This window comes from Micromonospora andamanensis, assembly GCF_016863495.1.
Lineage (GTDB): Bacteria > Actinomycetota > Actinomycetes > Mycobacteriales > Micromonosporaceae > Micromonospora > Micromonospora andamanensis.
On sequence record NZ_BOOZ01000003.1, the window covers coordinates 430,542 to 455,282 of the forward strand.

Annotated in this window: 17 protein-coding genes, 2 pseudogenes and 1 riboswitch; of the genes and pseudogenes, 16 read left to right on the top strand and 3 right to left on the bottom strand. The window is 70.5% G+C overall.

Going from position 1 to position 24,741, the window contains the following annotated elements:
• The first annotated feature begins 8 nt into the window (after nt 1-8).
• From map to truA, 10 genes and pseudogenes are all read left to right on the top strand, one after another.
• Entirely contained in the window at nt 9-860 is an 852-nt protein-coding gene (gene map, locus Van01_RS04555) for a type I methionyl aminopeptidase (RefSeq protein ID WP_204000300.1), read from the top strand.
• Between the two features lie 86 nt (nt 861-946).
• Nucleotides 947-1,492 (top strand): annotated as a pseudogene (locus Van01_RS04560) (DUF1707 SHOCT-like domain-containing protein); the annotation flags it as partial.
• Between the two features lie 427 nt (nt 1,493-1,919).
• Nucleotides 1,920-2,141: a translation initiation factor IF-1 gene (gene infA, locus Van01_RS04565; RefSeq protein WP_007073013.1), complete on the top strand. Its 222-nt coding sequence runs from the start codon at nt 1,920-1,922 to the stop codon at nt 2,139-2,141.
• Nucleotides 2,142-2,231: 90 nt separating this feature from the next.
• A complete protein-coding gene (gene rpmJ / locus Van01_RS04570) occupies nt 2,232-2,345 on the top strand; it encodes a 50S ribosomal protein L36 (protein WP_012184307.1) in 114 nt (37 codons plus the stop codon).
• Nucleotides 2,346-2,559: 214 nt separating this feature from the next.
• Entirely contained in the window at nt 2,560-2,940 is a 381-nt protein-coding gene (gene rpsM, locus Van01_RS04575; protein WP_204000314.1) for a 30S ribosomal protein S13, read from the top strand.
• A gap of 131 nt (nt 2,941-3,071) precedes the next feature.
• Nucleotides 3,072-3,479 (top strand): 30S ribosomal protein S11, encoded by a 408-nt coding sequence (gene rpsK, locus Van01_RS04580; protein WP_013288613.1) that lies wholly within the window; start codon nt 3,072-3,074, stop codon nt 3,477-3,479.
• A gap of 13 nt (nt 3,480-3,492) precedes the next feature.
• On the top strand, nt 3,493-4,119 hold the full coding sequence (rpsD, locus tag Van01_RS04585) for a 30S ribosomal protein S4 (protein WP_123240570.1): 627 nt from the start codon (nt 3,493-3,495) through the stop codon (nt 4,117-4,119).
• 99 nt (nt 4,120-4,218) lie between these two features.
• Entirely contained in the window at nt 4,219-5,241 is a 1,023-nt protein-coding gene (locus Van01_RS04590) for a DNA-directed RNA polymerase subunit alpha (protein ID WP_013735931.1), read from the top strand.
• Nucleotides 5,242-5,275: 34 nt separating this feature from the next.
• The gene (gene rplQ / locus Van01_RS04595; protein ID WP_099849615.1) at nt 5,276-5,836 is read left to right on the top strand and encodes a 50S ribosomal protein L17; all 561 of its coding nucleotides are present in this window, start codon (nt 5,276-5,278) and stop codon (nt 5,834-5,836) included.
• 137 nt (nt 5,837-5,973) lie between these two features.
• Nucleotides 5,974-6,804: a tRNA pseudouridine(38-40) synthase TruA gene (gene truA / locus Van01_RS04600; RefSeq protein WP_204000317.1), complete on the top strand. Its 831-nt coding sequence runs from the start codon at nt 5,974-5,976 to the stop codon at nt 6,802-6,804.
• 42 nt (nt 6,805-6,846) lie between these two features.
• Here truA and Van01_RS04605 read toward each other — a convergent pair whose 3' ends face one another.
• Nucleotides 6,847-7,950 carry a hypothetical protein gene (locus Van01_RS04605; protein ID WP_204000320.1) on the bottom strand — a complete coding sequence of 368 codons (1,104 nt, stop codon included), beginning with the start codon at nt 7,948-7,950 and terminating at the stop codon, nt 6,847-6,849.
• A gap of 127 nt (nt 7,951-8,077) precedes the next feature.
• On the opposite strand from Van01_RS04605, the gene Van01_RS04610 reads away from it, so the two are divergent.
• From Van01_RS04610 to Van01_RS04620, 3 genes are all read left to right on the top strand, one after another.
• A complete protein-coding gene (locus tag Van01_RS04610; RefSeq protein WP_204000323.1) occupies nt 8,078-8,683 on the top strand; it encodes a class I SAM-dependent methyltransferase in 606 nt (201 codons plus the stop codon).
• 47 nt (nt 8,684-8,730) lie between these two features.
• Nucleotides 8,731-10,410, top strand: a complete 1,680-nt coding sequence (locus Van01_RS04615) for an ABC-F family ATP-binding cassette domain-containing protein (RefSeq protein ID WP_204000325.1) — start codon at nt 8,731-8,733, stop codon at nt 10,408-10,410.
• A 72-nt stretch (nt 10,411-10,482) separates the two neighbouring features.
• The gene (locus Van01_RS04620) at nt 10,483-11,433 is read left to right on the top strand and encodes an aldo/keto reductase (protein WP_204000631.1); all 951 of its coding nucleotides are present in this window, start codon (nt 10,483-10,485) and stop codon (nt 11,431-11,433) included.
• A gap of 70 nt (nt 11,434-11,503) precedes the next feature.
• Here Van01_RS04620 and Van01_RS04625 read toward each other — a convergent pair whose 3' ends face one another.
• On the bottom strand, nt 11,504-17,329 hold the full coding sequence (locus Van01_RS04625; protein WP_204000341.1) for a ThuA domain-containing protein: 5,826 nt from the start codon (nt 17,327-17,329) through the stop codon (nt 11,504-11,506).
• 290 nt (nt 17,330-17,619) lie between these two features.
• Complete coding sequence (locus Van01_RS04630) at nt 17,620-22,287, bottom strand: ThuA domain-containing protein (RefSeq protein WP_204000354.1); 4,668 nt, start codon at nt 22,285-22,287, stop codon at nt 17,620-17,622.
• Nucleotides 22,288-22,639: 352 nt separating this feature from the next.
• Nucleotides 22,640-22,749: riboswitch (TPP riboswitch) on the top strand.
• On the opposite strand from Van01_RS04630, the gene Van01_RS04635 reads away from it, so the two are divergent.
• The 3 genes and pseudogenes from Van01_RS04635 (at nt 22,744) to thiS (ending at nt 24,737) form a co-directional block, all read left to right on the top strand.
• Complete coding sequence (locus tag Van01_RS04635; RefSeq protein ID WP_204000357.1) at nt 22,744-23,370, top strand: thiamine phosphate synthase; 627 nt, start codon at nt 22,744-22,746, stop codon at nt 23,368-23,370. Its footprint overlaps the riboswitch before it by 6 nt.
• A pseudogene (gene thiO / locus Van01_RS04640) lies at nt 23,364-24,546 on the top strand (glycine oxidase ThiO). The gene Van01_RS04635 and the pseudogene thiO overlap by 7 nt, the downstream one beginning before the upstream one ends.
• The gene (gene thiS, locus Van01_RS04645; protein ID WP_099849631.1) at nt 24,537-24,737 is read left to right on the top strand and encodes a sulfur carrier protein ThiS; all 201 of its coding nucleotides are present in this window, start codon (nt 24,537-24,539) and stop codon (nt 24,735-24,737) included. The pseudogene thiO and the gene thiS overlap by 10 nt, the downstream one beginning before the upstream one ends.
• The last annotated feature ends 4 nt before the right edge of the window (nt 24,738-24,741 follow it).

Below are 24,741 nucleotides of genomic sequence, written 5' to 3' on the forward strand. Positions count from 1 at the left end.
GCGCCTCCATGCGTCGTCCCCAGCTGGACATCCAGCTGAAGACTCCTGAGCAGATCGAGAAGATGCGGGCTGCCGGCCTCGTGGTCGCGGAGGCACTTCGCCGGATGCGGGAGGCGGTCGCCCCGGGGGTGAGCACCGCCGACCTGGACGAGATCGCCGAGACCACGATCCGCGAGGCGGGAGCGGTCCCGTCGTTCAAGGGCTACCACGGGTTCCCGGCGTCGATCTGTTCCTCGGTCAACGAGCAGATCGTGCACGCCATCCCGTCGCCGAAGCAGGTCCTCGCCGACGGCGACCTGATCTCGATCGACTGCGGTGCGGTGCTCGACGGGTGGCACGGCGACGCGGCGATCACTGTGGGCGTGGGTGAGGTCGATCCCGCGCTGCTGCGGATGGCCGACGTCGCCGAGGACGCGATGTGGGCCGGGATCGCCGCGGCGGCCCGCGGTGCCACCAGCGGCAAGGGCCGGCTCACCGACATCTCGCACGCGGTGGAGCGCGCGGTCCGCAAGGCGGGGCGCTACGGCATCGTCGACGGCTACGGCGGGCACGGCATCGGCACCGAGATGCATCAGGACCCGCACGTGCTCAACCACGGGCGGCCGGGCAAGGGGCCGCGGTTGGTGCCGGGGCTGGCGCTGGCCATCGAGCCGATGATCACCATGGGGTCGCCGCGTACGGCGGAACTCGCCGACGGCTGGACCGTTGTCACCCGCGACGGCTCGCGTGCCGCACACGTCGAGCACAGCATGGCCCTGCTGCCCGATGGGGTGTGGGTGCTCACCGCTCACGACGGCGGCCGGTCCCGCCTCGGTGATCTGGTGACCGCTCGCCAGCCGAGCGCCACGACGACCCCGTGACGGGCGCGGGCGGGCCGAGCCGGGAGCACTGACCCACCGGGACGGCCGTTCGGCGGCAGTGGCAGCGCGGTGGCATGCTTGCCGGCATGGACGAGCGGGACGCGATGCGGGCAGCGGACTCCGACCGGCAGGCCGTCGCCGAACGCCTCCGGAGCGCCCTCGAAGAGGGCCGACTCGACCTGCACGAGTACGACGAGCGGTTGCAGCGGGCCTACGCCGCCCGCACGTACGCCGAGTTGGATGCCCTCCTCAGCGATCTGCCGGCGCCCGCCGGTGCGGTGGTGCCGACGCCCCGAGGCCCGGATGTCCCAGTGCCGACCGACGGCGGGCGCGGGCTGACCGCGCGTTGGCTGGTCGAGGTCTGGGAGCCCTGGCTGAAGGTGGTCGGGATCGTGGTGGCGATCTGGGCGGTCAGCTCGCTGGCGACCCGTGACCCGCTCTACTTCTGGCCGGGTTGGGTCGCGGGCCCGTGGGGGGCGGTGCTGCTGGTGCGTACCGCCACCGGACTGGCCAGCGGTGAGCCCCAGCGGTGGGCGGCGGAGCGGGAGCGCCGCCGGCAGCGAAAGGCGGAGAAGCGCGCTCTCAAGCGGGAGCGCAAGGCACTCGGCCAGCAGCAGCCCGGTGCCGTCGGGCCCGTCGGTCCGGGCGGGGGAGCGGCCGGCGACGGTGCCGCGCTGGCGGCCGGTGGCGTTCCCGACGATCGGCGGGCGGTGGGCCGTGACGACGTCACCGGCGACGCGGTGGCGGCCCCGGGTGGCCCGGCGGACACCGAGGCCGGCGGGGCCACCGAGACGCCGGCGCGACGCCCTGACCGGGGCGATCTGGGCTGAACGTCCCGTTTCCTGGACCGGACCGAGCCCGGCTGGCAGGTCGGTTTGGCGACCACGTGCAGGCGGGCGTACACTTTCTGATCGGCGCACAGCGTCCACTCCGCCATGCCCACCAGCGCTTCGGTGGGACGCGGAGCCGCGGCTGGCGCGGGAAGCCTGATCTTGGTCAAGCACCCGTGTAAGACGTTGTGGGCCGTCCGGAGCAACCGACGTCAGGACAGCGGAGGACATGCCGAAAAAAGACGGAGCCATCGAGATCGAAGGTCGGGTCATCGAGCCCCTGCCGAACGCTATGTTCCGGGTGGAGCTCGCCAACGGCCACAAGGTGCTGGCTCACATCAGCGGCAAGATGCGGCAGCACTACATCCGCATCCTGCCGGAGGATCGAGTCGTCGTCGAGCTTTCGCCGTACGACCTGACCCGCGGGCGCATCGTCTACCGCTACAAGTAAGCCTGACGGCGGCCGGGAACGTCCCGTGTCCGTCTTCGACGTCCGGTGTCGCGCCTCGTGGCGCCGGGCCAGATGGGAAGTAAGGCAACCGTGAAGGTCAAGCCGAGCGTCAAGAGGATCTGCAACAAGTGCCGGGTGATCCGCCGGCACGGCCGGGTCATGGTCATCTGCACCGACCCGCGCCACAAGCAGCGCCAGGGCTGAACCAGCCCACACATCACACATGCTCGTCCCAGCCGCGAGCGGTGCGCAGCGCGTACTCAATCGTGGTTGACCCCCGGTCGAAGGCCGGGGCCCGCTCGGGCAGCGACCGATCCCGGTCGCCGGCGCCATCGGCGTCGGAAGGACAGGGACGGCCGGTAGCGGGGTGGGACGGGTCCACACCTTCGCCAGCACACCACGAGGAGTACGCCCGCACATGGCACGTCTAGTCGGCGTCGACCTTCCCCGCGAGAAGCGGATGGAGATCGCGCTCACCTACATCTTCGGCGTGGGCCGCACCCGCGCCCTGGAGACGCTCAGCGCTACCGGCATCTCGCCGGACAAGCGCGTCCGGGACCTCACGGACGAGGAGCTGGTCCAGCTCCGCAACCACATCGAGGCCAGCTACAAGGTTGAAGGCGACCTGCGCCGCGAGGTCGCCGCTGACATCCGCCGCAAGGTCGAGATCGGCTGCTACGCCGGCATCCGGCACCGCCGGGGCCTGCCCGTGCGTGGCCAGCGGACCAAGACCAACGCGCGGACCCGCAAGGGCCCGAAGCGGACCGTCGCCGGCAAGAAGAAGCCCGGCAAGAAGTAATAGTTCTTAAACCGGAATGCTGGTCGTTCTCCGTCGAGGTAGGGCGGGCTCCAACTGGAACCGGTGTCTACCTGATCAACGGGGCGAATAGCCAGCACCGATCGAGAACCTAATCAGGAGCGCACAGACTTATGCCACCGAAGGCTCGTGCCGGAGCCGCTGTCAAGAAGGTCCGGCGCAAGGAACGTAAGAACGTCGCCCACGGGCAGGCGCACATCAAGAGCACCTTCAACAACACCATCGTCTCGATCACCGATCCGACTGGTGCCGTCATCTCCTGGGCCTCCTCCGGCCAGGTGGGCTTCAAGGGCTCCCGCAAGTCGACTCCGTTCGCCGCGCAGCTGGCCGCCGAGGCCGCCGCGCGTCGGGCCATGGAGCACGGCATGCGCAAGGTCGACGTGTTCGTCAAGGGCCCCGGCTCCGGCCGGGAGACCGCCATCCGTTCGCTGCAGGCCGTGGGCCTTGAGGTCGGGCAGATCTCCGACGTCACCCCGCAGCCGCACAACGGGTGCCGTCCGCCGAAGCGTCGTCGGGTCTGAGAGGTAGAGAGAGATGGCTCGTTACACCGGTGCCGACTGCCGCCGTTGCCGTCGGGAGAAGATGAAGCTGTTCCTCAAGGGCAGCAAGTGCGATGGTCCGAAGTGCCCGTTCGAGTCCCGGCCGTTCCCGCCCGGGCAGCACGGCCGCGGCCGCACGAAGGAGACGGAGTACCTGCTCCAGCTCCGTGAGAAGCAGAAGGCCCGCCGCGTGTACGGCGTGCTGGAGAAGCAGTTCCGCGGCTACTACGAGGAAGCCGTGGGCAAGAAGGCCAAGACCGGCGAGGTGCTGCTGCAGATCCTCGAGTCGCGGCTGGACAACGTGGTCTACCGGGCCGGCTACGCCAAGTCCCGTGACATGGCCCGTCAGCTGGTCAAGCACGGTCACTTCACGGTGAACGGCAAGAAGGTCGACATCCCGTCGTACCGCGTCAAGGAGCACGACATCATCGAGGTTCGGGGCAAGAGCAAGGAGCTCACCCCGTTCATCGTGGCTCAGGCCGAGGCCGGCTCCAAGACCGTTCCGGCGTGGCTGGAGGCGATCCCCAGCCAGATGAAGATCCTGGTGCACTCGCTCCCGGCCCGACAGGTGATCGACACCCAGGTCCAGGAGCAGCTGATCGTCGAGCTCTACTCCAAGTAAGGGCTCGTTGCGGTGGCCCGCCCCCGGCGGGGGCGGGCCACCGGAACAGTTTGTGTCGTGGGCGTCATATAGCGGGCGTCCCGGAAGAGAAGAGAAGACATGCTCATCAGCCAGCGACCGACCCTCTCCGAGGAGTCGATCAACGAGACCCGGTCCCGGTTCACCATCGAGCCGCTGGAGCCGGGCTTCGGCTACACCCTGGGCAACTCGCTGCGGCGTACGCTGCTGTCCTCCATCCCGGGTGCGGCGGTCACCTCGATCAAGATCGACGGGGTGCTGCACGAGTTCACCACGATCCCCGGGGTCAAGGAGGACGTGGTCGAGCTCGTCATGAACATCAAGGAGCTCTGCGTCAGCTCCGAGCACGACGAGCCGGTCAGCATGTACCTGCGTAAGCAGGGGCCGGGCGACGTGACCGCCGGTGACATCCAGCCTCCGGCAGGTGTCTCGGTGCACAACCCGGACCTGAAGCTGGCCACCCTCAACGGCAAGGGCCGGCTCGACATGGAGCTGACCGTCGAGCGGGGGCGTGGTTACGTCACCGCGGCACAGAACAAGCAGGCGGGCGCGGAGATCGGCCGGATCCCGGTCGACTCGATCTACTCCCCGGTGCTCAAGGTGACCTACCGCGTCGAGGCGACCCGTGTCGAGCAGCGGACGGACTTCGACCGGCTGATCATCGACGTCGAGACCAAGCCGTCGATGGGGCCGCGTACCGCACTGGCCTCGGCCGGTTCGACGCTCGTGGAGCTGTTCGGGCTGGCCCGTGAGCTGGACGAGACCGCCGAGGGTATCGACATCGGCCCGTCCCCGCAGGACGCGCAGCTGGCGGCGGACCTGGCCCTGCCGATCGAGGAGCTGGACCTGACCGTCCGCTCCTACAACTGCCTCAAGCGCGAGGGCATCAACTCCGTTGGTGAGCTCATCGGGCGTACCGAGGCCGACCTCCTCGACATCCGCAACTTCGGCCAGAAGTCGATCGACGAGGTCAAGATGAAGCTCGCCGGGATGGGTCTCGGGCTGAAGGACTCGGCTCCGAACTTCGACCCGGCGCACGTCGTGGACGCCTTCGGCGAGGCCGACTACGACACCGACGACTACCGCGAGACCGAGCAGCTCTAGTCCGCGCTGCCGCCACACCTGAGGAGCACCAAGCATGCCCACGCCCACCAAGGGCCCCCGCCTCGGCGGCAGCCCCGCGCACGAGCGGCTGATGCTGGCCAACCTGGCCACCGCGCTGTTCCAGCACGGCAAGATCCAGACCACCGAGACCAAGGCTCGGCGGCTGCGTCCGCTCGCCGAGCAGCTGATCACGAAGGCCAAGCGGGGCGACCTCGCGTCGCGTCGGCGGGTGCTGACCGTGGTCAAGGACAAGGACGTGGTCTACGCCCTGTTCGACCAGATCGCGCCGCGGTACGCCAACCGCAACGGCGGCTACACCCGGATCGTGAAGACCGGTCCGCGCAAGGGTGACGCCGCACCGATGGCGATCATCGAGCTGGTCGAGGAGCTTCAGGTCGCCGAGCCGAAGGCGAACAAGAAGACCGCCGGCCGCAAGGCCGCGCAGCAGGACAAGGTCGAGGCGCTGGCACCGGCCGAGGAGGCCCCCGCGTCGCGGTCGGCCGACCAGGACGCCGAGCCGCCGCAGTCGGCCTCCGGTGACACCGCCGCTGCCCGCGAGGACAGCGACCTGGCCACCGAGGAAGGCAAGGCCTGATCCAGGCCGTTGTCGGGCCCGGTACCCCCTGGGGTGCCGGGCCCGACCCGTTGAGGGTCTCGCGAGGTTCTCGGTTGTTGCCTGGGCCCACCCCCGGCCGGGCGGGGACTTCGTCACAGCGCCATGGGAGGTACGACGTGCAGGAGCGCACCCGGCTGCGGCTCGATGTCGCGTACGACGGCACCGCCTTCTCCGGTTGGGCCGTCCAGCCGGAGCGGCGGACCGTCGCGGGAGTGCTTGTCGAGACGCTGGACCTGGTGCTCGGTGCCGGCGTCGCGACCGGGCTGACGGTCGCCGGCCGCACCGACGCCGGGGTGCACGCCACCGGGCAGGTCTGTCACCTCGACCTGCCCACCGAGGTCTGGGGTGCCCACGAGGGGCGGCTGCTGCGTCGGCTGGGCCGCCTGCTTCCGACAGATGTGCGGGTGCGGGCGATGCGGGCGGTGCCGGCCACCTTCGACGCCCGTTTCTCGGCGACCTTCCGCCGCTACGAGTACCGGGTTACCGACGCGCCGTGGGGGTGCGATCCGCTGCGCCGGCACGAGATCCTGGCCTGGCCCCGGGTACTCGACCTCGACCGGCTCGCCGCCGCGGCGGCCGGCCTGGTGGGGGAGCACGACTTCGCCGCGTACTGCCGGCGCAAGGAGAACGCCACCACGCTGCGGGAGGTGACCCGGCTGGACTGGCGGCGGGACGCCGACGGGACGCTCGTCGCCACCGTGCAGGCCGACGCGTTCTGCCAGGCGATGGTCCGCAGCCTGGTCGGTGCCATGCTGGTCGCCGGTGACGGCCGCCGGCCCGAGCAGTGGCCGGCCGACCTGCTCACCCGACGGGAGCGGGCCAGCGAGGTGACAGTGGCACCGGCGCACGGGCTGACCCTGGTGGCGGTCGGCTACCCGGACGATCCCGACGAGTACGCGCGCCGGGCCGAGGCCACCCGGCGGCTGCGGGTTCCCGCCGACAGCTGAGGCGGGCCGGTCAGGGCCCGCCTCCCGCCGTCCGCCGGTGGCTCAGTCCTCGGTGGACTCGCCCTGTTCGCCTGTGTCGTCGGAGGGCCCCTCGGTCGGCTGGCTCGCCGTCCCGCCTTCCGCCCGCCGCTCCAGCACGCCCTGGCTGAGGTGCTGTTCGAGCATGTCGAAGAGAATCTCGCGGACCGTGGTGTCACCGGCCCGGATGGTGGCGCCGTCGGTGCGGGCGACCACCGCGTAGGCGATGTAGTGACCGCGTACCTGCCAGCCGACCCGTGCCGGCGCGGTGGCTATGACCTCGGTGTCGTCGCCTGCCGACATGCCTCGGAAGCGGCCCTGCCGCTCGTCCAGCAGTTGGCGGATCCGGTCCCGGGCCCGCTCCGCACTGGATCTGTCGGTGAGGTTGAACAGCCCCGCGGTGACCAGGTGGTCGCCGTCCGGTGTGCTGAGGGTGGCCCGGACGACCTGGTTGCAGCCGAGCCGGACCAGCAGTTCCCCGACCTCCCCGGTGGCGGCCACCGGGCAACTGGCGCTGGACTGGGTGCGTAGCACCTCGTAGCCGTTCTCGCCGTCACCGACGGCGAGGGTGCTGGCCGGGAAGACCTCGCGGGCGGTGAGCGGTGCCTGGTCGGTGTCGCGGGAATCGAGATCGCTCGCCTCGGCGGGCACCGTCCCACGGGTGGTGTCCGGTCCGGCACTGGGCGCGGCCTGCTGACCGATCAGGGTCCGACCGTCCAGCAGAGTCGCGGCCGTGAGCCCGCAGAGAGCGAGGAGCACAAGCGCCGCGGCCCCGCCGATCAGCACCTGCCAGGTGCGACCGCCACCCCGGCGGGGCGGCGGCACGACAGTCGTGGTGCCGGCCTCCGGCGGCGCTGCCGCCACGCCGAGAGGCGGCGGTTCGTCGGGTGCGACAGGTGCCGCGTCGTACCGTGGTGCCGGCTCCTGCCGAGTGGCGGGGAACGCCTCGCGTGGCGGTGCCGATGACGGCAACATGATCTGGTTCGGCCGGGCCAGCGACGGGGTGGGGAAGCGCGACGGGGACGGCCCTGCCGGGGGCGGCGGGCCGGGCCGGGGCGCAACGTCCTCGGGCTCGTCGTCCCGGTAGGGGACGTATGCGTCCTCATCGGAGTCGTACCGATACACCATGTCGTCCAGAGTAGGGATGTTTATCCCTTTAGAAGGTATTTTGCGGAAACGCGGTGGATGGACGTGTCGGATCCACTGCGGCAGCCGCACCGTCGGCCGGATCCGGCGCGGTGCGAGAATGGCCCGCGTGACCGGGGACCATTACTTCACCGCCGAGCCGGACGCGCCCGCCCGGGCACGCGAGGTGCAGTTCACCGTCGCCGGGCGCGACTACACCCTGGTCTCGGCGTCCGGGGTCTTCTCAGCCAGCCGCCTCGACCCCGGCACCGCCGTGTTGCTGCGCAAGGCCGAGCCACCGGCTCCCACGACCACCGGCGCCCTGCTCGACCTCGGCTGTGGTTTCGGCCCGATCGCCTGCGTGCTGGCCACCGTCGCCCCCACGGCCACGACCTGGGCGGTGGACGTGAACGAGCGGGCCCGGGGGCTGACCGCCGAGAACGCCGCCCGGCTCGGGCTGTCCGGCCGGCTGCGGGTGACGGCCCCCGAAGAGGTACCCGCCGACCTGCGCTTCGCGCAGATCTGGTCCAACCCGCCGATCCGGGTCGGCAAGGACGAGCTGCACCAACTGCTGCTGCGCTGGTTGCCCCGGCTCGCTCCGGACGGCGTCGGCTGGCTGGTGGTGGCCCGCCATCTCGGCGGTGACTCGTTGCAGGGTTGGCTGGTCCAGCAGGGCTGGCGGGTAACCCGACACGCCAGCCAGAAGGGATTCCGGGTGTTGCGCGTCACCCACTGACCGGGTAATCGGTTGGCCGGCCGGTCCGGCTCGGGCAGGATGCCGGCGTGGGATACGTGGACGTGGCGGCGGTCGGGCATGTCCTGCCGGACGGGCGGCAGCTCTTCGCCGACGTGTCGTTCCGGGTCGGTGAGGGCGCGAAGGTGGCCCTTGTCGGGCCGAACGGCGCGGGCAAGACGACGTTGCTGCGGATGGTCGCCGGTGACCTGCCGGTGCCCACCGGCACGATCGCGCGCGCCGGTGGGCTGGGCGTCATGCGGCAGTTCATCGGCATGATCGGCGACGAGTCGAACCTGGCCGACCTGGCCCTGTCGCTCGCCCCACCGGCCTTGCGCGACGCCGGTCGCCGGCTGGCCGAGACCGAGGCGGCCATGCGGGAGGCCGAGCTGCGCGGCAAGTACAGCACCGCCGCGGGCAAGGCCCAGCTGGCGTACGCCGACGCGTTGGCGGCCTGGGGCGAGACCGGAGGGTACGACGCCGAGGTGCTCTTCGACACGGTCGCCACGATCGTTCTCGATCTGCCCTGGGAAACCGCCCGACAGCGCCCGGTGCGGACCCTCTCCGGCGGGCAGCAGAAGCGCTTCGCCCTGGAACTGCTGCTGCGCGGCCCCGACGAGGTGCTGCTGCTCGACGAGCCGGACAACTTCCTCGACGTGCCCGGCAAGCGCTGGCTGGAGGCGCGGCTGCGGGAGTCGGCAAAGTCGGTGCTCTACGTCTCGCACGACCGGGAACTGCTGGCGCACACCGCCGACCGGGTGGTCGCGGTGGAGGGTGGCAGCGCCTGGGTGCACCCGGGTGGCTTCGCCAGCTGGCACGAGGCGCGGGTGGCCCGCCACGCCCGTCTCGACGAGCAGCGGAAGCGATGGGACGAGGAGCATCAGAAGCTGCGCGAGCTGATGCTGATGTACAAGCAGAAGGCCGCGTACAACGATGGGATGGCCTCGCGCTATCAGGCGGCGCAGACCCGGTTGCGCAAGTTCGAGGAGGCCGGGCCGCCGCCCGTACCGCCGAAGGAGCAGGACATCCGGATGCGGCTGGCCGGCGGGCGGACCGGCAAGCGGGCGCTGGTCTGCGAGCAGCTGGAGCTGGACGGCCTGACCTACCCCTTCGACCTGGAGCTGTGGTACGGCGACCGGCTCGCGGTGCTCGGCGCCAACGGCACCGGCAAGTCGCACTTCCTGCGCCTGCTGGCCCGGGGCGGGACGGACCCGGACCCGGCGAACGGCCCCGTCGACGGTGCGGCGGCGCTGGCGCCGGTGGCGCACGACGGGGTGGCCCGACTGGGCGCGCGGGTGCGTCCCGGTCACTTCTCCCAGACCCACGACCGGCCGGAACTGATGGCGAAGACGCTCGTCGAGATCCTCTGGCGGGGCGACGAGCACCGGGACGGCATGGACCGGCACGCGGCCATGGCGGCGCTGTCCCGGTACGAGCTGGCGGGGCAGGGTGACCAGCGCTTCGGCACCCTCTCCGGCGGCCAGCAGGCCCGCTTCCTGGTGCTGCTGCTGGAACTGTCAGGCGCGACGATGCTGCTGCTCGACGAGCCCACCGACAACCTCGACCTGGCCTCGGCGGAGGCGCTGGAAGCCGGGCTCACCGCCTTCTCCGGCACGGTGGTGGCGGTCACCCACGACCGCTGGTTCACCCGGACCTTCGACAGGTTCCTGCTCTTCCGTGGCGACGGCGAGGTGGTCGAGACCGACGAGCCGGTTTGGGACGTGGGCTGACCACCGCACCCGCTCCGGTGGTCGGCCCTGCGACCATCCGACGGGGCGACATATGGTGATCTCGTGAGTGAGATGACCTATCGCCGGTTGGGCGACTCCGGGCTCGTGGTGTCCGTGGTGGGGATCGGCTGCAACAACTTCGGCCGCAAACTCGATCTGGACGGCACCCGCGCGGTGGTCGACGCGGCCCTCGACGCCGGGATCAACTTCTTCGACAGCGCCGACATCTACGGTGAGCCGCACGGCGCCTCGGAGGCGCAACTCGGCGCGGCCCTCAAGGGCCGTCGGGACGACGTGGTGCTGGCGACCAAGTTCGGCATGTCGATGGCCGGTAGCAACGGCCGGGACTTCGGGGTACGCGGTTCGCGGCGGTACGTGATCCGGGCGGTCGAGGCGTCGTTGCGGCGGCTGGACACCGACTACATCGACCTGTACCAGTTCCACGAGCCGGACCCGGGTACCCCGATCGAGGAGACGCTGTCCGCCCTGGACGATCTGGTCCGCGCCGGCAAGGTGCGGTACCTCGGCAACTCCAACTTCTCCGGCTGGCAGATCGCCGACGCCGACTGGACGGCGAAGACCCGCGGATTCACCCGCTTCGTCAGCGCGCAGAACCACTACAGCCTGCTGAACCGGGACGCCGAGATCGAGGTGCTGCCGGCCTGCGACCGGTTCGGGCTGGGCATGCTGCCGTTCTTCCCGTTGGCGAACGGGCTGCTCACCGGCAAGTACAAGCGGGGTGAGGCGCCCCCCGCCGGTAGCCGCCTGGCCGGTGGCGGACGGTACGCCCAGCGCCTCGCCGCCGCCGACTGGGACACCATCGAGGGCATCGAGGCGTACGCCGCGGAACGGGGGGTGCCCATGCTGCACGTGGCGATCGGTGGGCTGGCCGCCCAGCCGGCGGTCACCTCGGTCATCGCCGGCGCCACCACACCCGAGCAGGTACGCGCCAACGCCGAGGCCGGCGCCTGGCACCCCACCGAGGACGACCTGAAGGCCCTGCGGGCGGTGCTCGACAGGTAACCGGGAACATGGCGGGGCCCCGCCCGGCTGCTGCCGGACGGGGCCCCTGTGTGCTACCGGGAACTGTCGCTCAGAGGCGACGCCCCGGGGCCAGGCGGGTGGGGTCGCCGCCGAGGCGGCCGGCGCCCTTGACGGACTCGCCGTCATTGGCCTGTACGCCGATCTTGCTGGCCGTGCCACCGAGCCGGACGATCATGGCGTCGGCGTCCCGGATCAGCACGTCCCGGATCTCCGCCTCGCCGACCAGCTCAGCGTCACCGGCAAGCGTCCGGAACGCGGTGAGCTGGTTGATCGCCCGCTTGTCGTTGCCCTCCGCCTCCGCCACACGGGCGTTGGAGAGTCGCTTCGACAACTGGTTGTGCGCCTTCGTGGAGAGCCGACCCGTCGCCTTGAACCGGTCCAGCAGGTTCTGCATGTCCCGGAACGAGGTGGTGACGAAGAAGCGGACCGACGCGGTGGTGGCGTTGCCCGCCTTGTCGGTCGCCGTGACGGTCAGCTCGTGCAGGCCCAACGGCAGCTCGTACATCGCCTGGAGCGTGCCGCTGACGTACGGGCGGTCGTCGAGTTGACCGACCACTGAGGCGATGCCCGAGGTCGGGTCCACCGCCTGCCACGACACCCGGACGTCCTGGCTGTCCCCGTAGAGCTGGCCGTCGGCGATGCCGGAGACCAGCAGGGTGGGCTTCGTACCGTCGATCCGGACCACCGCCGACTTGAGCGTCTCGGCGTTGCCTGCGGTGTCGGTGGCCCGGTAGAGCAGCTCGTGGTCCCCGTCACCGCTGATCTGCACCGGCTCGGTGTACGGCGTCCAGTCGCCGCCGTCCAACGACCACTCCAGCAGCTTCACCCCGGAACCGGCGTCGGTCGAGGTGAGTACCACCGGGATGGTGCCGTCGTGCCAGCCCTCGTCGTTCGCCGGAGCGAACGTCGCGGTGCTGACCGGCGCGGTGGCGTCGATGCGGACGGCTACCGTCTTGGTCTCCTCCACGTTGCCGGCCTCGTCCACCGAGCGGAACCGCAGCTCGTGCTCGCCGTCCCCGGTCACCTGCACCGGTGCGGTGTAGGCGGTCCAGGTGGTGGCGTCATCGAGCTGGTACTCGGTGCGAGCCACCCCGCTGCCACCGTCGTTGTCGGCGGCGGTCAGGGTGACGGTCGCCGGGCCGGTGAGCCAACCCTCGACCGGGGTGCCGGACACCTCGGCCGTGGTGACAGGGGCGGTGTCGTCGTCCGGTCCGGCCTCGGTGGAGAACCGGAAGTAGTCGAACGACGCCGACTTCGAGGCGGTCTGGTTGCCGCTGAGGGTGAACACGCCCACCTTCGGGGTCGCCCCCACGGCCGCGTTGACCAGCTCGGTCAACGCCGTCCAGGTGGTGCCGTCCGCCGAGTACGACGCGGTGAAGGTGTCACCGGCGCGCGACACCCGCAGGTGCCACTCGGACGAGGTCAGGTTCTCCGCACCCGGCTGGGGATCCTGGATCGATCCGCCGATCTCGCTGCGGAACTCGATCCGCCGAGACACCGGCTGGCCGGCCTGGTTGTCCACCACGAAGTCGAACTTGAGGTAGTTGTCGTCGTCGCCGTACACGATCAGACCCGCCTGCTGGTACTGCTCGTCCAGCAGACTGCCGTCGATCTTGGTCTCCATCGTCCAGTCGCCGGTCGGGGCGTTCTGCAGGATGAAGTTCGTCGGATCGGTGTTGTTGGTGCCGTAGATGTCACCGTTGGGCACGTCGATGTGCAGCTTGCCACCGCTGACCCGGTAGGCGCTCGGGTCCTCCCGCAGGATCGCGTTCCACCGGCACTTGTCCAGCGAGATGCCGTCGAAGTCGTCGGACGGGTCGACCGGCCCGGCCGGCTCGTCCGGCGTCACCTGGAACCAGTCGAACGCGGCATCCACGACGGGGGCGTCGGTGCCACCGTTGAGGGCGAACAGGCCGATCCGCGGGTTCTCGATGCCGGCCAGCCCGGCGGACCGCCCGACCGGGCTGTAGGTCTGCCCGTCGGCCGACATCTCCGCGGTCAGGGTGGTGCCGTCGCTGCTGATCCGCAGGTAGACGGTGTCACCCTCCGGTGCGGCGACGTTGTCGGCACTGTCGTTGCGCGGCGTGCCGGCAGTCTCCCGGAGGAACTCCACCCGCCGGCTGCCGTTGTAGAGCAGGTCGACCTTGGCGTAGTTGTCGTCGTCGCCGTAGACGATCAGACCTGCCTGCTGGTAGGTAGCCGTCACCGGGACGGTGACCTTCGTGGTCGCCTGCCAGGCACCCGTCGGCGCGGGCTGGAGCACCAGGTTTGTCGCGTCGTTGCGGCTGCCGTAGAGGTCACCGACCCCGGTCGGAAGTTGCAGCGCGCCGTCGGAGACGGACAGGAGCTGGTTCTCCCGCACCACGCTGCTCCACCGGTCGCGGTCGAGCGTGTCGCCGTCGAAGTTGTCCGAACGTGCCCCGAGGCAGGAGGTGTTCGGCGATTCGACCCGGACCGGCACCGTGGCGTACGACCGGGCGCCCCGGCTGTCGGTCACCGTCAGGGTGGCGGTGAAGTTGCCCGGTGCGGCGTAGGTGTGCTCGGCGTTCAGCGTGTCGGCCGTGCCGCCGTCACCGAAGTCCCACTCGTACGTCAGCGGGGTGTCGCCCTCGGGATCGGTGGCGGTGCCGCCGAACGCGATGGTGACAGGTGCGGTGCCGGTGGCCGGCGTGGCGGTGGCGGTGACCACCGGCGGTGCGTTGTCGGTGACGCCCTTGCCGACGAAATCCGCCCAGTTGACGTTGAACAGCGAACCCGAGCCGCCCGCCGGATCCTGGGCCACGAAGTACAGCGAACCGCTCGCTGCACCCGTCACCGGCGCGGTGACGTCGGTGTAGGTCTGCCAGTCGCCGGTACCCGGCACGGTGGCCGTGGCGACCACCGGGCCGTCGACCGCGCCGGCCCGTACCTCGATCACGCCGCCGCTGGTCGCGGAGGCCACCCGGAAGCGGATCTCGTCGATCTCGGTCAGGTCGGCCGGGACGACCGACCACCAGTCGCCGTCCTCGATCGCACCGATGTTCTGCCCGCCGCCGGCGGAGTCACCGCTGGCCTCGCGCATCACGCCGGGGTCGCCGCCGCCGGTGCCGTTCTCGGCCCGGCCGGTGTCGGTGAAGTACTCGGCCTGCTTGCGCTTGGGCTGGAGGATCTCGATATCCCGGCCGGTCAGCGGGTCGGCCCCACCGGTGCCGCCCTGGTCGGTGTAGGTGGCCTCCAGGACGGTGAAGACGTCCGCCTCGGCGCCGTGCCCGGCGGCGAGCTGGGTCTGCACCGTGCCGGTGCAGCCGGTGTGCTGCTCCAGCGGGTGGGCGTGCTCGTCGTGACCGAGCAGCACCTGGAGCTGGACGTCGGCGCAGTCGATCTCGCCGTCCTCCGGGTCGGTCACCTTGATCGTGTACTTGACCTGGTCGCCCCAGTTGAAGAAACCACCGTCCGGCGGGAACTCGATCTCCACAGTCGGCGCGGTGTTGCCGACCGTGATCGGCACGTTCGCCACCGCCGTACGCCCCTTCGGGTTGGTGACGGTGAGCTGGGCGGTGTAGTTGCCCGGCGAGCTGTACGTGTGGGTCGGGTTCGCCTCGGTGGAGGTGCCGCCGTCGCCGAACGTCCAGGCGTAGGTGAGCGTGCCTCCGTCGGGGTCGCGGGAACCGGCGCTGGAGAAGGCCACCTCCAGCGGGGCCTGCCCGGAGGTGGGTTCGGCGCTGGCCACCGCGATCGGCGCCCGGTCACCGGCGATGTAGTCGATCCGGTAGACGCCGGAGTTGTCGTTGTTGCCGCCGAAGCCGCTACCCCACTCGATCAGGTACATCGCGCCGTCCGGACCGAACTCGAAGTCCATCGGGCGGATGAAGGACATCCCGGTGAGCAACTGGTTGATGTCGACCAGGTCCTTGCCGTCCTCGGTGACCTGCATCGTGTACATCTTCGACTGGTTCCACTCGCCGAGGAGCGCCTTGCCGTCGTAGTACGCCGGCCACTTGCGGTCCGAGTCGAGGTCGGCGTCGTACCGGTAGACCGGGCCGCCCATCGGCGCACCACCGCCACCGATCTCCGGGTAGCGCGGGTCACCGCCGTAGCCGTAGTCGACGGTGGCCGGGATGGCCGGCGGGAGGTTGGTCAGGCCGGTGTTGTTCGGCGAGTTGTTCACCACCGCTGCGCAGTCGAACTTCGGCCCGCTCGGGCCGGAGGGGAACTGGTAGTCGTTGTACGCCTCGTTGGTCCCCGTGCAGTACGGCCAGCCGTAGTTGCCCGGTTCGGCGACGATGTTCCACTCGACCAGGCCCTCGGGGCCACGGTTGGGGTTGTCCGACGCGGCGTCCGGGCCGTAGTCGGCGACGTAGAGGGTGTCGGTGGCCGGGTCGATGCCGATCCGGAACGGGTTGCGGAAGCCCATCGCGAAGATCTCGGGACGGGTCTTCTCGGTACCCGGCGGGAAGAGGTTGCCCTCCGGGACGGTGTACGTCCCGTCGTCCTCCGGGTGGATCCGGATCACCTTGCCGCGCAGGTCGTTGGTGTTGCCGGAGGTGCGCTGCGCGTCGTAGTCGGCGCGTCCGGGCCGCTCGTCGATGGGCGTGTACGCGTCCGAGGAGAACGGGTTGGTGTTGTCCCCGGTGGCCAGGTAGAGGTTGCCGGCGGAGTCGAACGTCATGGTGCCGCCGGCGTGGCAGCAGGTGTTGCGTTGGGTGTCGACCTGGAGCACCACCTTCTCGGTGGCCGCGTCGATCGAGTCACCGCTGACCGTGAACCGGGAGAGCAGGTTGCGCGCCACCCCGTCGTTCGGGGCGTAGTAGAGATACACCCAGTTGTTCGTGGCGAAGTCCGGGTCGAGGCGGATGCCGATCAGGCCGTCCTCGTTGCCGGTGAAGACGTCGAGGTCGATGGCGGTGACCGTATTGCCGGTGTCCGGCTTGACGATCTGCACCCGGCCGTCGCGTTCGATGTAGAAGACCCGGCCGTCGGGCGCGATGTCCAGCTCCATCGGGTTGCTTGTGTTGCTGTCCAGCGTCACCTTCTCGAAGCTGGCGGTCAGCGACGCCCCGCAGTCGGCACCCTCGATCCCGGCCGCGGTGCGGATACCGCCGAGCAGGTGGGTGCGGAACTCCGGTTCGGCGTACGACTCGTCGGTGTGGCCGCCGCCTGTGTACCAGGCTCGGCCGCCGTCGTAGTCCTGACACCAGGCGATCGGGTGGTCGTGCCCCATCGCGCCGGAGCCGGCGGAGTAACTCTTCTCGTCGAGGGTGGCCAGCACGTGCACCGCACCACGCGGGTTGGTGCGGTAGTTGTACCACTCGTCGTATCGGGACCAGCGCTCCGGCAGGTGCGCGGTGGAGGGGTGAGCCGGATCCTCGACCTTGACCGTGGCGGTCTGGTTGGCCGGGTGGCTGTTGAAGTACGCCCCCACCAGTTCGCCGTACCAGGACCAGCTGTACTCGGTGTCGGCGGCGGCGTGGATGCCGGCGTAGCCGCCACCGGCCTGGATGTAGCGCTCGAACGCCGCCTGCTGGTCGGCGGTCAGCACGTCTCCGGTGGTGGAGAGCCAGATGACGGCCTGGTACTGGGCCAGGTTCGCATCGGTGAAGGCGGCGCCGTCCTCTGTGGTGTCGACGGTGAAACCGTGTTCCGCGCCGAGTTCCTGGATGGCGGCGATGCCTGTGGGAATGGAGGCGTGGCGGAAGCCGGCGGTCTTGGAGAAGACCAGCACTGAGAACGTATCGGCGGCCTCCGGAGCCGCCTGCTGGACGGGGGCGCTCTGCGCGACTGTCTCGGTGCTCGGCGCGGCCTGTGCGGCAGGGACGCCGGCGAGGCCGGTCACGGCGAGGCCGAGGGTGAGAAGTGTGGCGGTGATGGGTACGCGGGCACGGGGTGGTCGGGGCACTCCGGTCTCCTCTGTCGTTACTCGACGTGGGTCGCGGGGGACGGCTCGCCGAAGACCGTCCCAAATGGAGCCGGTTCGGACACCGTGCCGATGGCGCCGTACCAGCATTTATGTCGAGCCGTTGAACAAATTAGTTCCGTTGAAACGATTAATGGCAAGACTTCGATGGATAACGTTTCGGTAAATGGGGGTGACATTCCCGCACAGCCCGCCCAAACCACCACCAGCGCCGGCCCGTGCCTCGGGGCAGAGGCACGGGCCGGCATCGATGGATCGGCTGGGCCGGCCGACTACCCGGGGGTGAGTCGGAAGTAGTCGAACGCGGCCGTCTTGGCGGCGGTCTGGTTGGCGCCGAGAGTGAACAGACCCACCCTCGGGGTCGTCCCGACCGCGGTGCTCGTCAACGACCCCAGGCTCGTCCAACTCGTGCCGTCGGCCGAGTACGCGGCGGTGAAGGTGCTTCCGCTGCGGGTCAGCCGCAGGTGCCAGATCCCCTGGGTCAGGCCGGTCGCCTGTGGCTGCGTACTCTGCACCGCTCCGCCGACCTCGCTGCGGAACTCGATCCGCCGCGAGACCGCTTGTCCGGCCGCGTTGTCCGTGACGTAGTCGAACTTGAGGTAGTTGTCGTCGTCGGCGTACACCAGCAGGCCCGCCTGCTGATACTGCTCATTGAGCAGGCTGCCGTCGACCCGGGTCTGCATCGTCCAGTTCCCGGCCGGGCTGTTCTGGAGGATGAAGTTCGTCGGCCCGGTGTTGCCGGTGCCGTAGATGTCACCGTTCGGCACGTCGATGCGCAGCGCGCCGTCGGTCACCCGGTAGCGGGTCGCGTCCTCCCGCACGATGGCGTTCCACCGGCACTTCTCCAGGCTGCCGCCGGTGAACTCGTCCGACGGCGTGACGACGCTCGTGGTGACATCCGGGGTGATCCGGAACCAGTCGAACTGAGCGTTCACCACAGGTGCGGTGGTGCCGCCGTTGAGGGCGAAGAGACCGATTCGGGGGTTGGTGATCCCGGCCAGCGCGGCGGACCGACCGACCGCGGTGAAGGTCTGCCCGTCGGTCGAGTAGGCGGCGGTCAGGTTCGTCCCGTCGCTCGTCAGTCGCAGATGGATGGTGTCACCTGTGGGAGCCGCTGTGGAGTCCGTGCTCTCGTTGCGCGGCGTCCCGGCGCTCTCCCTGATGAACTCCACCCGGCGGCTGCCTCCGTACAGCAGGTCCAACTTGGCGTAGTTGTCGTCGTTGCCGTAGATGAGCAGACCGGCCTGCTGGTAGTCGGCCCGGGCCGCCAGGGTCACCCGGGTGGTCGCCTGCCAGGCTCCGCTGGGCGCGGGCTGGAGCACCAGGTTTGTGGCGTCGTTGCGGGTGCCGTACAGGTCACCCGCAGCGGTGGGCAGCCGCAGCGAACCGTCGGCGACCGAGTACGAGGTGTTCCCCCGCACCACGCCTGTCCACCGCTGGAGGTCCAGCGAGGTGCCGGTGAACTCGTCGGACCGTTGTGGTCCCTGCTCTCCCTGGCAGGGGTTGCCCGCCCCGTCGACCCGGATCGGCACGCTTGCCTGCCCCCGGGCACCCCGGCTGTCGGTGACCGTCAGGGTGGCGGTGTAGCTGCCCGGCGTGGTGTACGTGTGGGTGGCGCTGAGCGTGTTCGCGGTCGCGCCGTCGCCGAAGTCCCAGGCGTACGTGAGAGGGGTGTCCCCGTCCGGGTCGGTCGCCGTACCGGTGAAGGTCACGGCCAGTGGCCCGGTCCCGCTGGTCGGGGTGGCCGTGGCGGCGACCGTCGGTGGGGCGTTGCCGCTCACCCCGGGGCCGACGAAGTCCATCCAGTTGACGTTGAACAGGGTGCCGGAGCCGCCGCTCGGGTCCCGGGCGACGAAGTACAACGCGCCCTCCGCGGCGGCGCCGTTGGGTATCTGCGCGGTGATGTCGGTGTACGTCTGCCACCCTCCGGTGCCGGCCACGGTCGCGGTGGTGATCAGCGGTCCGTTCGCGGCTCCGGCGCGTACCTCGATCCGGCCGCCGGATGTGGCCGAGGCGACCCGGAACTGGATCGAGGTGACGCCGGTCAAGCTGGCCGGACTCACCGACCACCAGTCGCCGTCCTCGATGAACCCGATGTTCTGCCCGCCGCCGGCGGTGTCACCTGTGGTCTCCCGCTCCACCCCGGCGGTGCCGCCCCCGGTGGCACCTGTCACCCGCCCGGTGGCGGAGTAGTACTCGGCCTGCTTGCGCTTGGGCTGAAGGACCACGAGCGCCCGGCCGGTCTGCGGCTCGGCCCCGTCGGACCCGCCCTTGTCGGTGTAGGTTGCCTCCAGCACGGTGAAGACGTTCGCGTCCGCCCCGTGGCCGTCGGCGAGCTGGGTCTGCACCGTGCCGGTGCAGCCGGTGTGCCGCTCCAGCGGGTGGGCGTGCTCGTCGTGGCCGAGCAGGACCTGGAGTTCGACGTCGTCGCAGTCGACGGTCCCGTCCTCCGGATCGGTGACCTTGACGGTGTAGGCGACCTGGTCGCCCCAGGCGAAGAAGCCACCGTCCGGCGGAAACTCGATGGTCACGGTCGGTGCCGTGTTGCCGACGGTGACCGGCACGTTCGCCACCGCGCTCCGACCCGCCGGGTTGGTCACCCGGAGTTGCGCGGTGTAGCTCCCGGAACTGGTGTACGTGTGGGTCGGGTTGGCCTGGGTGGAGGTGCCGCCGTCGCCGAACGTCCAGGCGTAGGTGAGCGCCCCGCCGTCGGGGTCGCGCGAGCCGGCGCTGGAGAAGGTGACCGCGAGCGGTGGCGCTCCGGAGGTGGGGTTCGCCGAGGCGACCGCGATCGGGGCGCGGGCACCGGCTGTGTAGTCGATCCGGTAGACGCCGGAGTTGTCGTTGTTGCCGCCGAAGCCGCTGCCCCACTCGATCAGGTACAGCGCGCCGTCGGGGCCGAACTCGAAGTCCATCGGTCGGACGAAGGTCATCTGGTCGAGGATCCGGTTGATGTCGACAAGAGACTTGCCGTCCCGGCTGACCTGCATGGTGTACATCCGCGACTGGTTCCACTCGCCGAAGATCGACTTGCCGTCGAAGTACGCCGGCCACTGCCGGCGGGACGAGATGGTCGGGTCGTACCGGTAGACGGGGCCGGCCATTGGCGCTCCGCCGCCGCCGATCTCCGGGAAGCGGCTGTTACCGCCGTAGCCGTAGTCGACAGTGGCCGGGATGGCCGCCGGCAGGTTGGTCAGACCTGTGTTGTTCGGGGAGTTGTTCACCGGCGCGGCGCAGTTGAACTTCGCCCCGCTCGGGCCGGACGGGAACTGGTAGTCGTTGTACGCCTGGTTGTTGCCGTGGCAGTACGGCCAGCCGAAGTTGCCGGGCCGGTCGACGATGTTCCACTCGACCAGACCCTCCGGGCCCCGGTTGGCGTTGCTGGTGGTGGCGTCCGGGCCGTAGTCGGCTACGTAGAGCACGTTGGTGACCCGGTCGATGCCGATCCGGAACGGGTTGCGCAGGCCCATCGCGTAGATCTCCGGGCGGGTCCGCGCGGTGCCCGGTGCGAAGAGGTTTCCGGCCGGGATGGTGTACGTCCCGTCGGCCTGCGGCCGGATCCGGAGCACCTTTCCGCGCAGATCGTTTGTGTTCCCGGCGGTGCGCTGCGAGTCGTAGTCCGACCGGCCGGAGCGCTCGTCCAGCGGGCTGTAGCCACTGGACTCGAAGGGGTTTGTGTTGTCCCCGGTGGCCAGGTACAGGTTGCCGGCCGAGTCGAAGGTCATCGTCCCGCCCATGTGGCAGCAGGTGTTGCGCTGCGTGGGTACCTCCAGGACGACCCGCTCGCTGGACGGGCTGATCGTGTCCCCGGTGACGGTGAACCGGGACAGGTTGTTGCGGGAGCCGCCCGCGCTCGGGGCGTAGTAGAGCCAGACCCACCCGTTGCTGGCGAAGTTCGGGTCGAGTCGGATGCCGAGGAGGCCGTCCTCGTTACCCGCGAAGACGCTCAGCCGCAGCGCGGTGACCGTCTGGCCGGTGTCCGGCTTGATGATCTGCACCCGGCCGTCGCGTTCGATGTAGAAGACCCGGCCGTCGGGCGCGATGTCCAGCTCCATCGGGTTGCTTGTGTTGCTGTCCAGCGTCACCTTCTCGAAGCTGGCGGCTCGGCCGGCACCGCAGTCGGCGTGCACCACCCCGGCCGCGGTCTGGATACCACCGAGGAGGTGTTGCCGGAACTCGGCGTTGGCGAAGGAGTCCTGGGTGTGCCCGCCACCTGTGTACCAGGACCGGCCACCGTCGAAGTTCTGGCACCAGGCGATCGGGTGGTCGTGCCCCATCGCCCCGCTGCCCGGGCTGTAGCTGCGCTCGTCGAGGGAGGCCAGCACCTGCACCTGGCGGGCGCGGGGGTTGGTGCGGAAGTTGTACCACTCGTCGAAACGGGACCACCGGTCCGGCAGGTGCCGGGTCGACTCGTGGGTGGTGTCCTCGACCTTCACCGTGGCCGTCTGGTTGGCCGGGTGGCTGTTGAAGTAGGCACCGACCAGCTGGCCGTACCAGGCCCAGTCGTATTCGGTGTCGGACGCGGCGTGCACGCCGACGTAACCGCCGCCGGCGCGGATGTAGCGCTCGAAGGCCGCCTGCTGGCTGGCGTTGAGCACGTCACCCGTGGTCGACAACCAGATGACCGCTTTGAACCTGGCCAGGTTGGTGTCGGAGAAGGCGGCGCTGTCCTCGGTGGTGGTGACGGTGAACCCGTTGGCCGTGCCGAGTTGCTGGATCGCGCTGATGCCGGCCGGGATCGAGTCGTGCCGGAATCCGGCGGTCTTGGAGAAGACGAGGACGGAGTACGGCTCCGCCTCCGCCGCGGCGACGGGCGCGGCGGCCCGGGCGGCGGCCGGGCCGATGATCGGGGCCGGTGCGGCGGTCAGGATGAGTACAAGGGCGAGTAGCGCCGTGGTCGCTGCGGCGAGCGGTGCTCGCCGCCGACGGGGTCGGGGCACGAAGATCTCCTCTGTCCGTGGTACGGGCCGGAGTGGACGGCGGTGGTCACTCCGCGTCGGTCCGAGCGCCCATACCTGACGAGCGAGGTCTGGGTGGCGACAAGCCGATCCGATCACTTAATTGGCGTTAGTGAATCTAGTTTCGAGCAAGGTGGACCCTTGTAACGTTTTGGTAACGGAGGTATTCCTTATTGGTGTGAGTCGCTGTATATCGGTGCCTTCCTCCGGTCGCCGTGCTGCCGCGAGTCGGTTCAGCAGACTGCGGCGAGTCCGCGTGACCGGGCAGTCCTCGCCCCAGCCGACGGCGCAGGACGGGGTTGGCGGAGCCGGCGAAACGACGTACGGTGACACCCAACGAACCCACGGGAGCCCGGTGTACCGGGCTGAGAGGGGGGCTGTGAGCCCCCGACCGTCGAACCTGATCCGGGTAATGCCGGCGCAGGGAGGAGTGTTGCCGTGCCGTCCCTGGGACGACTGCATCTGATCACCGACACCCGACCCGGGCGGGATCCGCTCGCCGTGCTTGATGCCGTGCTGCCGGTGGCCCGTACCGAGCTTGTGGTGCAGGTCCGGGTCGAGGACAGCGCTACCGACCGGCAGGCGTACGAGCTGACCCGGCGGGTGCTGGCCCGCTGCACGCCGTACGGGGTGCCCTGCCTGGTCAACGACCGACTGCACGTGGGGTTGGCCACCGGTGCCGCAGGCGGTCACGTCGGTGCCGACGACCTGCCCGTGGCAGCGGCCCGGCAGGTGCTGGGCCCGGCTGCGGTGCTGGGTGCCACCGCTCGGGAACCGGCAACCGCACTCGCGGCGGTCACTGACGGGGCGAGCTACCTGGGTGTCGGGCCGTGCCGCGCCACCACCACCAAGGACGGGCTGCCACCGCCGATAGGTGTGGCAGGTGTCCGGGCGGTGGTCGAGGCGGTCGAGGTGCCGGTGATCGCCATCGGTGGGGTGACGGCGGCGGACGTGCCCGAGTTGCGGGCCGCCGGCGCGTACGGGGTGGCGGTGATCGGTGCGCTCTCCGGGGCCACCGATCCCGCCCGCGCCGCCGCCGACCTGGTTCGGGCGCTGACATGGTGACCGGTGATCCCGCCACCACCTACCTGACGCGGCACCGGCCGGATGTGGCAGTCGTGGGGGGCGGCCCGATCGGCTGGGCGGTGGCCTGGCGGTGCGCCACCCGTGGCATGCGGGTGGTGGTGCACGATCCGGCGCCCGGATCCGGTGCCTCACACGTGGCCGCCGGAATGCTGGCGCCGGTCGCCGAGGCGTACTTCGGCGAGCGGGAGCTGACCGGCCTGCTTACCGAGTCGGCCGGCCGGTGGCCCGGGTTCGCCGCCGCACTCACCGAGGCGACCGGCACCGACATCGGCTACCGGACCGAGGGCACCCTGATGGTCGGGCTCACCGCCGACGACCTAGCCGAGGCGCGCCGGCTCTGGGCGTACCAGCAGGGGTTGGGGTTGCCTGTGACCCCGCTGCGCCCGTCCCAGCTGCGCGAGCGCGAGCCGGCGTTGGCGCCCCGGGTGCGCGGCGGCGCGCTCGCTGCCACCGACCACCAGGTCGATCCGCGCCGGCTGGTGCCGGCGCTGCGGCTGGCGGCGGAGCAGGCGGGAGCGGTGCTGGTCGCCGAGCCGGTACGCCGGCTGTCCGACATCACGGCCGGCGTGACAGTGGTCGCCGCCGGTTGCGGCGCGGCGGCACTTACCGGCCTGCCGGTCCGTCCGGTGAAGGGACAGGTGCTGCGGCTGCGCGCGCCCGATGGCGGGCCGCCAGGCTTCCGGCACGTGATCCGGGGGTACGCCGACGGCGCGCACGTCTACCTGGTGCCGCGGGACAGCGGCGAGGTGGTCGTCGGTGCGACCGTAGAGGAACGGTCCGACCTGGACATCTCCGCCGGAGCGGTGCTGCGGCTGCTGCGGGCCGCCGTCGACCTGCTGCCGGAGATCGCCGAGTACGACCTGGTGGAGACGTTGGCGGGGTTGCGCCCAGGTACGCCGGACAACGCTCCGATCCTGGGGCCGTTGCCGGGGCACCCGGACGTGATCATCGCCGCCGGTCACCACCGACACGGGATCGTCCTCACGCCGGTCACCGCAGACCTGATCACCGAACTGATCATCGGAGGTGGCAGCGCTGACCCGCTGCTCGCTCCCTTCCGGCCGGACCGGTTCGCCGACCTGCCGGACGTGGTGGGCGCGGCTGCCGCCGGCAGCACCTCCCAGCCAGCGACGGAGGGATGACTCGTGGAACTGACGGTGAACGGTGCCGGTCGCAGCCTGCCGGACGGGTTGACGGTGGCCGACCTGGTCCGCGACGTCACCGGCCAGCAGCGCGGTGTGGCGGTGGCGGTCAACGGCGAGGTGGTGCCGCGTACCGGCTGGCCGGCGACGGTGCTGCGGGGCGGTGACCGGGTCGAGGTGCTCAGCGCCGCCCAGGGCGGGTGAGTCG

Coding starts and splice junctions, on each gene's coding strand:
- map (WP_204000300.1), top strand. CDS start 9: ATGCGTCGTCCCCAGCTGGACATCCAGCTGAAGACTCCTGAGCAGATC.
- infA (WP_007073013.1), top strand. CDS start 1,920: ATGCCGAAAAAAGACGGAGCCATCGAGATCGAAGGTCGGGTCATCGAG.
- rpsM (WP_204000314.1), top strand. CDS start 2,560: ATGGCACGTCTAGTCGGCGTCGACCTTCCCCGCGAGAAGCGGATGGAG.
- rpsK (WP_013288613.1), top strand. CDS start 3,072: ATGCCACCGAAGGCTCGTGCCGGAGCCGCTGTCAAGAAGGTCCGGCGC.
- rpsD (WP_123240570.1), top strand. CDS start 3,493: ATGGCTCGTTACACCGGTGCCGACTGCCGCCGTTGCCGTCGGGAGAAG.
- Van01_RS04590 (WP_013735931.1), top strand. CDS start 4,219: ATGCTCATCAGCCAGCGACCGACCCTCTCCGAGGAGTCGATCAACGAG.
- rplQ (WP_099849615.1), top strand. CDS start 5,276: ATGCCCACGCCCACCAAGGGCCCCCGCCTCGGCGGCAGCCCCGCGCAC.
- Van01_RS04605 (WP_204000320.1), bottom strand. CDS start 7,950: ATGGTGTATCGGTACGACTCCGATGAGGACGCATACGTCCCCTACCGG.
- Van01_RS04620 (WP_204000631.1), top strand. CDS start 10,483: ATGACCTATCGCCGGTTGGGCGACTCCGGGCTCGTGGTGTCCGTGGTG.